This window comes from Streptomyces coeruleorubidus (genome assembly GCF_008705135.1).
Taxonomy (GTDB): Bacteria; Actinomycetota; Actinomycetes; order Streptomycetales; family Streptomycetaceae; genus Streptomyces; species Streptomyces coeruleofuscus.
Window position 1 is genome coordinate 8527939 of the sequence record NZ_CP023694.1, and the last position, 13848, is coordinate 8541786.

Below are 13848 nucleotides of genomic sequence, written 5' to 3' on the forward strand. Positions count from 1 at the left end.
CAGCGGCGGGTTCGCACGTGTTGTACGTGGGTTCAATAGCGCGGTTCAGTGTGGTCCCGTTGTTGAACCGGCGTCAAGTAAAGTGCGGGCATGGCCGCGAACCAGGGCGGGCGCACGCGCCGCCGGCTCAGCACCGAGGAGCGCCGGGAGCAGCTTCTGGCCGTCGGTGCGCGGCTGTTCTCGGAGAGTCCGTACGACGACGTGTGGATCGAGCAGGTCGCCGAGATCGCCGGGGTGTCGCGCGGGCTGCTGTACCACTACTTTCCGACCAAGCGGGACTTCTTCGCGGCGGTCATCGAGCGCGAGAGCGAGCGGATGCTGCGCATGACGGCGCCGGTGCCCGGCGTCCCGGTGCGCGAGCAGCTCGCGGGCGGCCTCGACACGTTCCTGGAGTACGTCCAGGCCCATGCCCACGGCTACCGCGCCTTCCATCGCGCCGACGCGGCCGGGGACCAGGCGGTGCGGCGGGTCTACCAGCGGGCTCTGGGCGCGCAGGAGCGGCAGATCCTCGCGGCGCTCGCCGAGGACCCCGAGTTCGGCCCGGCCTGCGAAGGGCGGCCGGAGGTGCGGCTGGCCGTGCGCGGCTGGCTGGCGTTCACCACGTCCGTCTGCCTGGAGTGGCTGCGCGGCACGGAGTTGAGCCGGGATCAGGTGCGTGAGCTGTGCGCCCGTGCCCTGCTGGGCGTGCTCACTCCCTGAAAGGCCTCGTAAAGATCACGTGACGTGGTTGGCTCACGCCCCGATCTTCGGTAGGTTAGGCAAGGCTTACCTAAGGAGGTCTGGGATGGGTGACGACAGCCACGGATGGACGGCGGCCCCTGCCGCGGCGGAGCGGGCGCGCTCGGTGCTCGCCGCCGCATGGTCCTGCTCGGTGACCGCGGAGGGCACGCGGGAGGAGCTGGTCGGCGCGCACACGGTGACCGAGGACGGCCGGGTGCTGGTGGACGTGCCCGAGGACAGCGCCCTGCTCGGGGCCGCGATCTGCGCGCCGCGCGGCGAGCCGTCCGCGGTGCTGGAGTTCGCCGACGTGGCCCCCGTCCCCGTGCGCGACCGGATCCGCGCCCGGCTGTGGCTCGCGGGCTGGTTCACCGTCGAGGAGGACCGGCTGGCCTTCCGGGCCACGCGCGTGGTGCTGCGGCAGCCGTCCGGGGCCGTGGTCGTCGACCTCGACGACTTCGCCGCCGCGACGCCCGACCCGCTCGGCACGGCCGAGGCCCGGCTGCTGACGCACCTCGCCGACTGCCACGCGGACGTCGTCGAGCGGCTCACCCGGCTCATCGGCTCCGACAGCCTGCACGGCGCGGTCCGCGTCCAGCCCCTCGCCGTCGACCGGCACGGACTGACGCTGCGCATCGAACGCACCCGCGCCCACGGTGACGTACGGCTGGCGTTCCACACACCCGCCGACGACGTCGCGCAGCTCACCGAGCGCATGCACGTCCTGCTCAGCCAGGCGACCGCCGCGGCCTGCCCGCGCGCCCTACAGTGGCAGCGCACAGACGGCGACCGGTGACGGAAACGGTTCACCGGCGCGCCGCAGCGCGCCGCTCGTCCCGTCCACCCGGAAGACGGTCACGGTGCCGGACTTCTGGTTCGCCGCGAACAGCAGCGTTCCCTCCGGCGAGAAGGCGATCTGGCGCGGGAAGTCCCCGCCGACCGGCACGGTGTCCAGCAGCCTGAGCCGGGCGCCGTCCGCCTCGACGGCGTAGCGCGTGAGGCTGTTGTCGCCGCGGTTGGCGAGAAAAGCGTGACGGCCGTTCGGGGTCACCAGGAACTGCGCCGGGTAGTTGGTGCCGGGACCGGTGCCCGTGGACTGCGGCTCACCGACCGTGACGCGGCCGGAGGCGGGGTCGTACGAGCAGACCGCCACCGTGTTGTCGACCTCGTTCGCGAGGTAGGCGTACCGGCCGCCGGGGTGGAACGTCAGGTGGCGCGGGCCAGCGCCCGGCCGGGTACGCGTCTGCGCGGCCTCGGTGAGCGTGCCGGCCTTCTCGTCGAGCCGGTACGTGTAGACGGTGTCCGTGCCCAGGTCCACGGCGAGCACATGGCCGCCGTCGGGGCTGGTGAAGATCTGGTGGGCGTGCGGACCCTCCTGGCCCGGGCCCGGTGCCGGTCGGGTGTGCCGGACGAGATCGGTCCGCTCGCCGAGGGCGCCCGAGGCGTCGATCGGATGCACCGCCACGCTGCCCGAGCCGTAGTCCGCGCTGAGCAGCCAGCGCCCGCCCGGATGCACCGACAGATGGCAGGGGGCCGCGCCGCCGGTGCTCCGGCTGCCCAGGACCTTCCGGTCGGACAGCCGGACGGCCGTCACGGCGCCGTCCTCGCGCTCGTTCACCGCGTACAAGGTGTGGCGGTCCGGGTGGATCGCGAGGTACGACGGGTCGTCGACGCCGGTGAGCGTGCCGGTGCCGGTGATCCGGCCCGTCGCCGCGTCGTACGTGGCCAGCCCGATGCCCTTGCCGCCGCCCTCGGCGGAGGTGTAGGTGCCGAGGTAGAGCGGGCGCGGGCCGGACGGGCGCCGGACCCCGCGGGACGGACTCGCGCTCGACTCGGGGCCCGCCGGAGTCGTCGGGGACGCGGGAGCGGGCGCGTCGTCACAGGCGGGCAGCGCCGCCGCGGCGGCTCCGCCCGCCAGTGCGCCGACGAACCGGCGCCTGCTCCAGCCACCACTGCCCATGTCGCCCCTCAGGTCGTCACTCGTCCCCGTCGCGACAGCCACCTTGGCGTGGATCACCCACCGGGTGCAACAACGGCACCTGGCGTTGCGTGGCGTGCGACCCGCTCCGGGTGGTCGCTCAGCGAGAACGCCCGCCGACCCCCGTACGGTTCCGCCACATCTGCTCCTGAACGCCCAGGCGCTCACGCAGCCGCGTCAGCCGGGGCATCCGCACGCGCTGCTCCCCGGACACACGGTCCAGTTCCTCGAACAGGCGCCGGGTGCGGTGCTCGGTGTCGAGCTCGTCGAGGATCCGGTTGACCTCCGTCAGGACGGCGCCGAGCAACTGCCAGTGCCGCGTTTCGCGCTCGGCCTCCTTGCGCAGCAGCAGGGCCAGCTTGTCGCGGGTGCCCGCCGCGGTGCGCAGCTCCGTGGCGAGACGTTCCTCCGCCGACTCGGCGCTCGCGCTCAGATGGGTGGTCACCAGCACCGCGAAACTCACCACCGCGTCGGCGATCTCGGACAGCAGCTGCTCCAGCGCGGCGCCCGTCTCGGCATCGAACAGCGGCTCGGGCTCGCGTTCCTTCGCCAGGTCGGTGAAGGACCGCGCGAGCACGCGCAGGACGACCGTGCAGATCTCCAGCGTGTCCAGGCCGGTCCGCAGCACCACCCGGTGCAGCAGGCCCTCCCGCACGCGCGGGTTGAGCCGCAGGCTGTCCTCCGCCTGCCGGAGCGCCGCGTCCACCTCCACGATGTCGTGGTCAAGGCGCCGCGCCTCGTGCAGCCGCTCCGCCGCGCGGTCCGGGGGCGTACCGCCGGCCGCCTCCTCGCCCATGCGCAGCATCAGCTGCCGCAGCCGGCGCGCCAGACCCTCGATGGACGCGCCCGCCTCCTCCACCCACACCGGCGGAGCCAGCAGCAGATTGCAGCCGAGTCCGACGACCGCGCCGATCAGCGTCTCCACCACGCGGGCCCAGGCGGTGTCCCCGACGGTGGTGACCCCGAGCACCAGCATCGCGCTGATCGCGACCTCGGGTACGTACTCCTCCACCCGCACCAGCCGTCCCACGGCCAGCGAGGCCACGAGGAGCAGCGCGAGGCTCCACCAGGTCAGGCCCACCAGGAGGCTGAACGCGATGGCGACGAGGACGCCGGTCACCACGGCGTTCACCCGCCGGAAGCCGTTGGTGAGCGTGGCGTACAGGGTCACCTGGACGACCAGCAGGGCCGTCAGGGGAGCGGTGAGCGGTGCCGCCTCGGGGCTCAGCCGCAGCGCGATGACGTAGGCGATCGTCGCCGCGAACGCGGACCGCACCGTCTGGACGACCACGGGGTCCCGGCGCTTGTGCACGATCCGCCTGGCGTGCGCCGTCCACTCACGTACCTCTTGCATCCTGGGGCTGTTCCCCTTCCCCTGGCGTATCGAACGCGTCCATGAAGGACGTTAATGCCGGGGGAAACCGCAGGCGACCGAGAGCCTCAGGCGTACACCTTGTCGAGGAAGGCGGTCAGATGGCCCATCGTCCGCTCGATCTGCTCCTCCAGGGTGAGGCTCTCCTCGAAGCGGGCCCCGCTGTCCGGCACCTTCTTCCCACGCAGGTACAGCGAGCAGGCGAGGTCGGTGCACATGTACGCCCCGACGGAGTTCCCCTCGCGCCCGGCCGCTCCCGTCTTCCGTGCGGTCATCAGCGCCACACCGCCCCGCGGGTGCGTCGTGAGGCACAGCGAACACATGCTGCGGTGCAGAAAGCCCCGCTGCGCGGGCTGGAACCGCATCGCCACCCCGACGAGCCGTCCCTCGCGCTCGGCGACCAGATAACTCCGGTCCGGTGCTCCCGGATCCCGCCACCCGAGAAAGTCGAGATCGTCCCAAGGCCGCTCGGCGAGGTCCCGGGGGACGGACAGACGCTTGGCCTCTCCCTTGGAGCAGTTGATGAAGGAGTTGCGGATGTCCTGTTCGGTGAGTGATCTCATGGGGGGCTCCTGGTCGTCTTCGGCGGTCGCCGTCGGCGAAACCTAGGGGTCCTAGGTTTCGGGATCAGGTTAGAAGCATCGAACAAGGGGGAGCCAGTGGATTTTGCCGAGGTCGCGTCCGCACGGGCACGTACGGCGCTGCGCCATGTGGCGGGCGGCTCGTCGGGGCCCGCCGTCGATCCGGAGGTGCGGATCACACTGAATTTCCACCCGGACCGGCCGGCGGGCGGCGTGCCCATCCTCGTGGCGCTCGCCCGGGACGGCGCCTACCACTCGCAGTTCGTCACCGGCACCAGCAACGGCGGCCTCACGGCCCGCCCCGGCGGCGACCGGTGGCTCTGGGAGAGCCGGATCTTCGGCGGGGCGTACGACGAAGCGGCCGGCCACGAGCGGCCCGTCTACGGTGCCCTGAACTTCCGCCGGCAAGTGGTCGGCGCGGCGCCGCGCTTCGGCTCCGCCCACTTCCGGCTGCGCGCCGGCGCCGTGGCCCGCGCCACGTTCTGCTACCCCGACAGCGCCGCGGAGCCGGCCGACTTCGGCGTGGCGGCCGGCATGTCGCTCATCGCGCTGGCCGAGGCGGACGAGCAGGACGCCCTCGACGACTACGTCGAGGCGCACGTGCACGGAGGCGTCGATCTCGCCCGGGACGTGGAGGCGCTGGTGCTGGACGCCTGTTACCGCGGCACACCGGTCGAGACCGCGGCCCGGCGGCTGCCCTGCCCCGTCGAGTGGCACCCCGGCTACCGGCTCACCGTGGCCGGGCTGCGGCGCCACGCGGACTACCGCGGCCCGGAGTACGTGGAACTGGGCGCGCGGATCGCCCGGGACGGCCTGATCGACCCCAGGGCCATCGGCGACGCCGCCCGGACGGGCCGACACGAACTCCAGCACCTGAAGATGGTGTGGCACACCCTCGCCCGCTTCGGAGCCCCGGAGGGAGCGGGCACCGCCTACTCCGCGGCCGGGGCCTCCGGCGGCCAGACCCCCGGTGTGAGCACCCCCAGCGCGTAGGCGCGGGCGACCAGTTCCGTGCGGTTGGTGGCGTGCCAGCGGGAGGACAGGCGGCGCAGATGGTAGGTGACGCCGTCGGTGGTGAGGCCGGTCTCGCGTGCTGCCCGGGCCGTGGTGGCGCCGGCGGCCAGCAGGGCCAGGATGCGGGCCTCCACGGGGGTGATCCGGGCCTGTCCGGCGGGCGGGGCGGGGGAGGGGGTGCGTTCGCCGTCCACGCGCAGCATCACCAGCAGCGCCGGTGTGTCCTCCACCGTGTCGCTCACCGGGTCCGCCGTCAGCTCCCCGTACCGCTCCGCGCCGCCGGGCGCCCGCCAGCCCACCGACACCTGGTAGCGCGAGCGGTGCCGCAGTCGCAGGGCCTGGGCGATGCGCTCCACCTGCGTGGCCTCCCGCGGGCTGAACAGGTCCAGCACGGCACGGCCGCGCAGCCGCCCCGGCGTCGTACCGCACTCCGCGGCCATCGCCGGATTGGCGAGCAGCACCGCGCCGTACACGTCGCACACCGCGACCGGCATCGCGACCCGGTCGAAGAGGAGCAGGGCGCGGTTGCGCCACGTCACGGCCTCCTGCCGGGCCTGGTCCACGAGCATCTCCTGCCACGCCGGGTCGCCCCCGCGCAAGGGCGACGCGTCTGCATGTACTACACAATCATGTAGGACCGCGGCACGGCCCACAGGGTCCCGTCAATCACGCTGGATCGCAGTACTTCCGTACCGCGAAAGGCAGTTGTCGCGTCATGCGCCCCACCGCACAGACCCCCCGGCCCGCAGACGTCCTCCCCGGTGTCCCCGTCGCCGACATCTCCGGCACCGGACCCGGCGACGCGCCCGTCCAGCAGGCCATGGACCTGATGCGCGAGCACGGGCCCGTGTTCGTACGGCGGCTGTACGGACGCGACACCCTGTTCGTGGGCGACCTGGACCTCGTGGCCGAGCTTTCGGACGAGCAGCGGTTCGCCAAGCACATCGGGCCCGGTCTGGAGAACGTCCGCGAGTTCGCCGCCGACGGCCTGTTCACCGCGTACAACGACGAGCCCAACTGGGCCAAGGCGCACGACATCCTCATGCCCGCCTTCGCGCTCGGCTCGATGCGGACCTACCACCCCGTGATGCTGAAGGTGGCCCGCCGGCTCATCGCCTCCTGGGACCGCGACGCCCGCGCCGGGCAGCCCGTCGACGTGCCCGGCGACATGACCCGCATGACGCTCGACACCATCGGACTGGCCGGCTTCGGCTACGACTTCGGCTCCTTCGAACGGGCCGAGCCGCACCCCTTCGTCGAGGCGATGGTCCGTTGCCTGGAGTGGAGCATGACCCGCCTCGCACGCGTCCCGGGCCGGGACTACTCGGCGGCGGACGCGGCCTTCCGCGCCGACTCCGCCTTTCTCGCCCAGGTCGTCGACGACGTCATCGCCGCCCGCACCGGCACCGACCAGAGCCAGGCCGACGACCTCCTCGGCCTCATGCTCACCGCCGAGCACCCCGCCGACGGCAGCACGCTCGACACCGCCAACATCCGCAACCAGGTCATCACCTTCCTGATCGCCGGCCACGAGACCACCTCCGGCGCCATGTCCTTCGCCCTGTACTACCTCGCCAAGCACCCCACCGCGCTCCAGCTGGTGCAGCGCGAGGTCGACGAGCTGTGGGGCGACGCGGCGGACGTCGAGCCGACGTACGACGAGATCGGCCGGCTGACCTACACGCGCCAGGTCCTCAACGAGGCGCTCCGGCTGTGGCCCACGGCCGCCGTCTTCGCCCGGGAGGCCCGCGAGGACACGCTGCTCGGCGGCCGCATCCGGCTGCGCGCCGGGCAGTCCGCCCTGGTGCTCACGCCGATGCTGCACCGCCAGCCCGTGTGGGGGGACAACCCCGAGCTGTTCGACCCCTCCCGCTTCACCGCCGAGGCGGAGGCGGAGCGACCGGTGCACGCCTTCAAGCCGTTCGGCACCGGCGAGCGCGCCTGCATCGGACGGCAGTTCGCCCTGCACGAGGCGACCATGCTGCTGGCCATGCTCGTCCACCGCTACCGGCTGAGCGACCACGCCGGCTACCGGCTCCACGTCAAGGAGACCCTCACCCTCAAGCCCGAGGGCTTCATCCTCACGCTCACCCCGCGCACGCCCGCCGACCGTGTCCACACCCCGCTGCCGGGCGCCGCCCCGGTCCGGGACGCCCGGTCCGATGAACCACAGGGCCTCCCCGCCCGCGTCCGCCCCGGCACCGCCGCCCTCTTCCTGCACGGCAGCAACTACGGCACCTGCCGCGACTTCGCCGGCCGGCTCGCCGACGAGGCCGCCGCCGTCGGCTGCGAGACGCGGGTGGCGCCCCTGGACGCCTACGCCGACGGCCTGCCCACCGACCGGCCCGTCGTCATCACGGCCGCCTCCTACAACGGCCGCCCCACCGACGACGCCACCGCCTTCGCCGCCTGGCTGGAGGACACCCACGACCTGTCCGGCGTGACCTACGCCGTCCTAGGCGTCGGCGACCGCAACTGGACCGCCACCTACCAGCACGTCCCCACCCGGATCGACGAGCGGCTCGCGGAGTCCGGCGCCACCCGGCTGCTCGACCGCGCCGCCGCCGACGCCTCCGGCGACCTCACCGGCACGGTCCGGGAGTTCACGACGGCCCTCCGCGTCGCCCTGCTGGAGCGGTACGGCGACCCGGACGCCACGACCCCGGACCCCGAGCCCACCGCGGCCTACGAGGTCCGCACCCTGACCGGCGGCCCGCTGGACGCCCTGGCCGAACGGCACGAGCTCCTCCCCATGCGGGTCGCCGAGGCGTACGACCTCACCGCGCCCGGCTACGCGCGCCGCAAGCGGTTCCTCCGCGTCGCGCTCCCGGACGGCGTCACCTACCGCACGGCCGACCACCTCACCGTGCTGCCCGCCAACCACCCGGACGTCGTCACCCGCGCCGCCACCGCGCTCGGCGTCGACCTCGACACCGTCCTGGACATCCGCGCCACCCGCCCGCGCCGCGACGGAATCGCCGTCGACCGTCCCGTGACGGTACGACAGCTCCTCACGCATCACGTGGAGTTGCAGGAGCGCCCGAGCGCCGGGCAACTGGCCGCGCTCGCCGCCGCCAACCCGTGCCCGCCCGAGCGCACGGCCCTGGCCGCCCTCACCGACGACCCGCGCACCCTCGTGGAGATCATCGAAGACCACCCTGCCCTGCGCGGCGCCCTGGACTGGCCGCGGCTCCTCGACCTCCTCACCCCGCTGCGCCCCCGCCACTACTCCATCTCCTCCTCACCCGCCGTGGACCCCGCTCACGTGGACCTGATGGTGTCGCTGCTGGAGGCACCGGCTCGCTCGGGCCGCGGCGTCTACCGGGGCACCGGATCCGGCCACCTGGCCGGCGCCGAGCCCGGCGACACGGTGTACGCGCGCGTGCAGCCGTGCCGGGAGGCCTTCCGCATCGACGCCACCGGCGGATCGGCGCCGGTCGTCATGATCGCGGCGGGCACCGGCCTCGCCCCGTTCCGCGGCGCCATCGCCGACCGTACGGCCGCCCTCGCGGCAGGCGCCGAACTCCCCCCGGCTGTCTGCTACTTCGGCTGCGACGCGCCCGACGCCGACTTCCTGCACGCCGGTGAACTGCGGGCCGCCGAGACCGCCGGGGCCGTCTCCCTGCGCCCCGCCTTCAGTGAGACCCCCGAGGGCGAGGTGCGGTTCGTGCAGCACCGCATCGCCGCCGAGGCCGAGGAGGTCTGGGCCCTGCTGGCCGCCGGAGCGCGGGTGTACGTCTGCGGTGACGGTTCCCGGATGGCCCCCGGTGTGCGGGAGGCGTTCCGTACCCTGTACCGGAAGCACACGCCGGGCGCCGACGAGACGGCCGCCGAGCAGTGGCTCGACGGGCTGGTCGCGGACGGGCGTTACGTCGAGGACGTGTACGCGGCCGGCTGACCGAAGGCGAAGGGGAGGGTGGGCGCACGGTGGTGGACTCCTGGGAACGGGCCCGGCACGTCCTGGAGGCGGCGGGCCTGGATCCCGGCCACCTCGCCCACCTCGCCCCGCTGACCGGCGGCACCTACAACACCGTCGAGGAACTCCGCCTCACCGACGGCACCCGCTACGTGCTGAAGATCCCGCCCGCGGCGGCCACCCCCGGCCTCCGTCACGAGCGCCGGCTCCTCGTCTCGGAGGCCGAGTTCTACCGCTCGGCCGCCCATGCCGAAGTCCCCGCACCGCGGCTGGTGACCATGGGCGACGACTTCCTGCTGATGACGGCCTGCCCTGGGACACCGTGGGACGGCTCTCTCACCGGCACGGAACAGACCGCACTGCGCTCGGAGCTGGGCCGCCAGACGGCCCGGCTGCACCGCGTGACGGGCCCCGGCTTCGGCTATCCCTCCGGCGCCCTCGGCCCGCTCGCCCCCGACTGGCGGACCGCGTTCACGACGATGTTCGACGCCGTCCTCGACGACGCCCGGCGCTACCGGGCGTGGCTGCCCCGCCCCGTCGACACGGTGGCCCGTACCGCCCGGTCCGCGTACGGCGCCCTCGACGAGGTCACCGTCCCGTGCCTCGTGCACTTCGACCTGTGGCGGGGCAACATCATGGTCGACCGTTCGGCCGGTGACGCCCGCATCGGCGGGCTCATCGACGGGGAGCGCATGTTCTGGGGCGACCCCCTGGCCGACTTCGTCTCCCTGGCGCTGCTGGGCGACATCGAGCAGGACGAGGCGTTCCTGGCGGGCTACCGGGAGGCCGGCGGCCAGGCCGGCTTCGACGTCCCGGCCCGCCTCCGGCTGGCCCTGTACCGCGCCTACCTGTACCTGATCATGCTCACCGAGACGATTCCGCGCGAGGTCGGAGAGGAACAGGAGCGCTGGGTGCGGGACAGGGTCGCTCCGGAGCTCGTCGCGGCCCTGGACGAGATCGAGGCGTTGTCGGTGTCGCGCTGAGGTTTCCCAGGTCACACCGGAGGTACTCGCGTGGCGCCCGGACCAGTGAAGGGAGCACGCCGTGACCGACCACCGCCTCGAAGGACCCGGCGAGAACGGTGAGCCCGTGCCGCGGGACATGCCGGACCAGCAGGCCGACGCCGGCGAGGACCCGTGGGAGGTCGCCCCGCGCTTCACGGGCACCGGCAAGGACGGGAAGGACGACGGGGACGAGGCCGACGAGCCCGCCGGAGACGTCCCCGACACGGACGAAGCGGGGACGGGGCGGCAGGGCGTACCGAGCTCCGGAACCGTCCACCCCGAGCATCCGGACCCGGACGAGTCCTCCGCCTGAGCGCCATCGGGCGCTCCGGCGCCATGGGCGTCGATGGCCGCAGCCGACTGTGGGGGTCGGCTGCGGCCATCGGCCGTCCGGGCAGGGTCCGTGTGGTCAGCCGTCAGCCCACCTTGCGTCCCCGCATCGGTTCCGTCCGTGCGCCCCCGCCCTGCTGAAGGCCCTGGAGGAACTCCTCCAGCACTTCCGTCGCCGTACGCTCCGGCCGCCAGCCGAGTTCCGCACGCGCACGCGTGCAGTCCATCAGGGGCAGCCGCAGCACCGCGTCGAACAGGTGCGGGGAGGCGGGCAGCAGGTGCAGGCCCCAGGCGGCGGCGATCGCGGAACGGGCCGCGGTGCGCGGCAGCCGTACCGGGCGCGCACCGAGCATCTCGCCCAGCACCTGCGCGTCGACCGGCTGCTCGGCCGCCAGGTTGAAGGCGCCCCGGGCGTCGGAGCGCACGGCCAGCCGGTACGCGTTCGCCGCGTCGTCCGTGTGCAGCGCCTGCACCCGCAGCCCCGGGATGTCGGGCAGGAAGGGCAGCAGCTCCGGGCGGGCCAGCGGGCCGGGCAGGAATCGCCCGCCGAAGATCCGGCGCTGCTCGCTCGCGGACTCCCACTTGAAGAGGAAGGCGGGCCGCATCCGCACCACCCGCGTCTCGGGGTGGTCGCGCTCGAACGTGTCCAGCGCGCGCTCCAGATAGGCCTTCTCCCGGCAGTACGCGGCGTCCGGCCAGCCGTGCGTCGGCCACGACTCGTCCACCGCCCGGTCCTTCGGGCCCGGCGAGTACGCGCCGACGGACGAGGCGTGCACCAGCGCCGGCACGCCCGCGGCGGCCACGGCATCGAACACCCGCATGCTGCCGAGCACGTTGGTGCGCCAGGTCGCCGCCGGGTCGTGCGTCGGCTGGAACGCCCAGGCCAGATGAACCACCGCGTCGGCGCCCTCGAACTGCTCGGTCAGATCGGACTGCTCGGAGGCCAGGTCGACCGCCGACCAGTCCGTCTTCGGCGGCGACCAGTCGGGGATCCGCCGGGCCAGGCCCAGCACGGAGGCGACCTCCAGATCCTCCGAGAGAAGGCGCACCACGCTGGTGCCCACGTTGCCGGTGGCGCCCGTGACGACGATCCTCATGCCTGTTCCGCTGCTCACCATCTGCTCCTCTCGGCCGCGACCGTGCTCGGAGGATGACCGAGTACCCGGGTCGCGCCGATTGCACGTGGGCAGAGGAAAGCCCCGGCCGGACGGGGGAATCACGGCCGGGGCGGCTCAAGAGGTGGGCACGGATGGCGGTCGCCTCTCGGCGAAAGGCTCCACAGGGCTTCAGCCGAACGATCGTCCCTGTGGGCGAATGGTGAGGCCCGGGGACACTGTCCCATCCGCACCCACGTGTTGTTCAACGGGGAACCACTTCTGGGTGTTCCGGGCTCGAGCCTCTCTCGCGGTGATGTGTGTCACTGGCTCTCGTGGCCCGGAAGGACCTCCGCCCACAGGTTCTCGGCCTGGAGCAGCAGTGTGCCGAGCACCGCCGTGTGCTCGGCCCCCATGCCGGCGTGCTCCCGCAGCCTTTCCTGCAAGTACCGGTGCAGCTCCCGCATCCTCTCCTCCCTCTCGTCGCCCCGGCGGGGGTCCACGCTGCCGTCGAGCAGCCGGTCGGCCTCCGCGTCGCAAACGTCCCCGAGCAGCTCCAGCAGCTCCGCGTACGAGCGCAGGGTCCGGCCCTCGGGCGGCGCGGGCGATCGGCTGTCGTCCACGGCCACCGCCAGCGCCCGGGTCAGGGCGGTGACGTGCCCGGTGACACGGCCGAGGCGTTCGTCCACGTCCGGCGGCGGCAGAGGCATGTGCGGAACGCGGTGCAGGGCGCGCAGCGGGCCGTAGGTCAGGCGCAGGCTCTCCTGGCTCCAGCGACGCGCCGAGCGCAGCGCGTCCAGACGGCGTTCCAGCTGGGCCGAGGCATTGAGCCAGCCGGCGGCGGTCTGCGCGTCCCAGTCACCGTGGCGCAGGTCATCGGAGACGGAGCGCAGGACGTCGCCCGATTCCCGGGCGAGGGTCGCCAGGTTCTCCCGCACGTCCCGCAGATGGATCGGCGGGAGGACGAGCGCGTTGACGGCGACGCCGATGACGGCACCGAGCGCCGCCTGCCCGATGCGGTGCCCGACGCCGGACATGCCGACCGCGCCCGACGTGAGGGTGAACAGGGCCGTGGTCGCCGCGTAGATGCCCTGGTCGCCGAAGCGGGGCCAGTTCGAGAGCAGCATCAGCACCGGGACGGACAGGGCGAGCGCGCCCGTCGTGTCGCCGGTGAGGGCCAGCGTCGCCGAGGCCAGCACGCTGCCGACGCAGATCGCCCCGAACTGCCGCGCCCCCTGCACCAGCGAGCTGTAGACGGTGGCCTGCACCAGCACCAGCGCCACCCACGGCGCCATCAGCGCCAGCGGATCTCCCATCCAGACGCCGCCCACCAGCCAGGCGATCACCGCCGCCGCGGCGGCCTTCAACGACTGGACGACCAGGTCCCGCTCCCGTCCGGGCCCACGCCAGGCGGCCCGGACGGCCTCCACGGCCCTGCGCGCCTCCCGCCGCACGGCGTCCAGCGGCCGCGTGGCACGGACTCCCTGCCCGAGATCCCCCATACGCTCCCGCAGCGCATCGGCGGCCGCCCGGCTGTCCATGACCTTGCCGCCCCGGCCCGACGCGCCACCGGCCGCCGAGCCGGGCCGCGTCTCCTGGGCGGTCTGGCGGTCGGTTGGCTTGCGGGGCTGGGTTTTCCGGGGCTGGGCGTTGTCCGTTGCGTGGTCGCGGGCCGTCTCAGGGGCTGTTCGGCTGCGGGCCGCCTCGTGGGACTGCGTCTGCGGGGCTGTCCGGCTGCCGGTAGCCTCGCGGGCCTGCGTCCCCCGCGCCGACGGGGCGTCGGTCGCCCTGTGGGGTCCCGTCTCCCGGGCTGCCCGGCTGTCCGTCTCCCTGCCATGACCC

At 73.6% G+C, this 13848-nt stretch carries 12 protein-coding genes; 6 read left to right on the forward strand and 6 right to left on the reverse strand.

Features of this window, described 5'->3' with window-relative positions:
- Nucleotides 1-90 precede the first annotated feature (90 nt).
- Both CP976_RS38855 and CP976_RS38860 read left to right on the forward strand, forming a co-directional pair.
- Nucleotides 91-699 carry a TetR/AcrR family transcriptional regulator gene (locus CP976_RS38855; protein ID WP_150484552.1) on the forward strand — a complete coding sequence of 203 codons (609 nt, stop codon included), beginning with the start codon at nucleotides 91-93 and terminating at the stop codon, nucleotides 697-699.
- An 85-nt stretch (nucleotides 700-784) separates the two neighbouring features.
- Entirely contained in the window at nucleotides 785-1513 is a 729-nt protein-coding gene (locus CP976_RS38860; protein WP_150484553.1) for a DUF2470 domain-containing protein, read from the forward strand.
- Here CP976_RS38860 and CP976_RS38865 read toward each other — a convergent pair.
- From CP976_RS38865 to CP976_RS38875, 3 genes are all read right to left on the reverse strand, one after another.
- On the reverse strand, nucleotides 1481-2677 hold the full coding sequence (locus CP976_RS38865) for a lactonase family protein (RefSeq protein WP_190147039.1): 1197 nt from the start codon (nucleotides 2675-2677) through the stop codon (nucleotides 1481-1483). The two genes, CP976_RS38860 and CP976_RS38865, sit on opposite strands and share 33 nt — an antisense overlap.
- A gap of 118 nt (nucleotides 2678-2795) precedes the next feature.
- On the reverse strand, nucleotides 2796-4049 hold the full coding sequence (locus CP976_RS38870; protein ID WP_150484554.1) for an FUSC family protein: 1254 nt from the start codon (nucleotides 4047-4049) through the stop codon (nucleotides 2796-2798).
- A gap of 86 nt (nucleotides 4050-4135) precedes the next feature.
- A complete protein-coding gene (locus CP976_RS38875; RefSeq protein WP_150484555.1) occupies nucleotides 4136-4630 on the reverse strand; it encodes an FBP domain-containing protein in 495 nt (164 codons plus the stop codon).
- A 96-nt stretch (nucleotides 4631-4726) separates the two neighbouring features.
- Here CP976_RS38875 and CP976_RS38880 point away from each other — a divergent pair, with 96 nt between their 5' ends.
- Nucleotides 4727-5641 carry a DUF3626 domain-containing protein gene (locus CP976_RS38880; RefSeq protein WP_150484556.1) on the forward strand — a complete coding sequence of 305 codons (915 nt, stop codon included), beginning with the start codon at nucleotides 4727-4729 and terminating at the stop codon, nucleotides 5639-5641.
- Here the strand turns inward: CP976_RS38880 and CP976_RS44405 are convergent.
- Nucleotides 5581-6231 (reverse strand): PAS domain S-box protein, encoded by a 651-nt coding sequence (locus tag CP976_RS44405; protein ID WP_190147034.1) that lies wholly within the window; start codon nucleotides 6229-6231, stop codon nucleotides 5581-5583. The genes CP976_RS38880 and CP976_RS44405 overlap by 61 nt on opposite strands.
- A 146-nt stretch (nucleotides 6232-6377) precedes the next feature.
- Between CP976_RS44405 and CP976_RS38890 the strand changes: the two genes are divergently transcribed.
- From CP976_RS38890 to CP976_RS38900, 3 genes are all read left to right on the forward strand, one after another.
- Nucleotides 6378-9560 carry a bifunctional cytochrome P450/NADPH--P450 reductase gene (locus CP976_RS38890; protein ID WP_150484558.1) on the forward strand — a complete coding sequence of 1061 codons (3183 nt, stop codon included), beginning with the start codon at nucleotides 6378-6380 and terminating at the stop codon, nucleotides 9558-9560.
- Nucleotides 9561-9589: 29 nt separating this feature from the next.
- Complete coding sequence (locus CP976_RS38895; RefSeq protein WP_150484559.1) at nucleotides 9590-10561, forward strand: phosphotransferase family protein; 972 nt, start codon at nucleotides 9590-9592, stop codon at nucleotides 10559-10561.
- 61 nt (nucleotides 10562-10622) lie between these two features.
- Nucleotides 10623-10895 (forward strand): hypothetical protein, encoded by a 273-nt coding sequence (locus CP976_RS38900; protein ID WP_150484560.1) that lies wholly within the window; start codon nucleotides 10623-10625, stop codon nucleotides 10893-10895.
- Nucleotides 10896-10998: 103 nt separating this feature from the next.
- Here the strand turns inward: CP976_RS38900 and CP976_RS38905 are convergent, their stop codons facing one another.
- Together CP976_RS38905 and CP976_RS38910 are read right to left on the reverse strand one after the other, a co-directional pair.
- Nucleotides 10999-12027: an SDR family oxidoreductase gene (locus tag CP976_RS38905; protein WP_150484561.1), complete on the reverse strand. Its 1029-nt coding sequence runs from the start codon at nucleotides 12025-12027 to the stop codon at nucleotides 10999-11001.
- 302 nt (nucleotides 12028-12329) lie between these two features.
- On the reverse strand, nucleotides 12330-13508 hold the full coding sequence (locus CP976_RS38910) for an FUSC family protein (RefSeq protein WP_150485698.1): 1179 nt from the start codon (nucleotides 13506-13508) through the stop codon (nucleotides 12330-12332).
- Nucleotides 13509-13848 lie beyond the last annotated feature (340 nt).

Coding starts and splice junctions, on each gene's coding strand:
- CP976_RS38855 (WP_150484552.1), top strand. CDS start 91: ATGGCCGCGAACCAGGGCGGGCGCACGCGCCGCCGGCTCAGCACCGAG.
- CP976_RS38860 (WP_150484553.1), top strand. CDS start 785: ATGGGTGACGACAGCCACGGATGGACGGCGGCCCCTGCCGCGGCGGAG.
- CP976_RS38865 (WP_190147039.1), bottom strand. CDS start 2,677: ATGGGCAGTGGTGGCTGGAGCAGGCGCCGGTTCGTCGGCGCACTGGCG.
- CP976_RS38870 (WP_150484554.1), bottom strand. CDS start 4,049: ATGCAAGAGGTACGTGAGTGGACGGCGCACGCCAGGCGGATCGTGCAC.
- CP976_RS38875 (WP_150484555.1), bottom strand. CDS start 4,630: ATGAGATCACTCACCGAACAGGACATCCGCAACTCCTTCATCAACTGC.
- CP976_RS44405 (WP_190147034.1), bottom strand. CDS start 6,231: ATGCTCGTGGACCAGGCCCGGCAGGAGGCCGTGACGTGGCGCAACCGC.
- CP976_RS38890 (WP_150484558.1), top strand. CDS start 6,378: ATGCGCCCCACCGCACAGACCCCCCGGCCCGCAGACGTCCTCCCCGGT.
- CP976_RS38910 (WP_150485698.1), bottom strand. CDS start 13,508: ATGGGGGATCTCGGGCAGGGAGTCCGTGCCACGCGGCCGCTGGACGCC.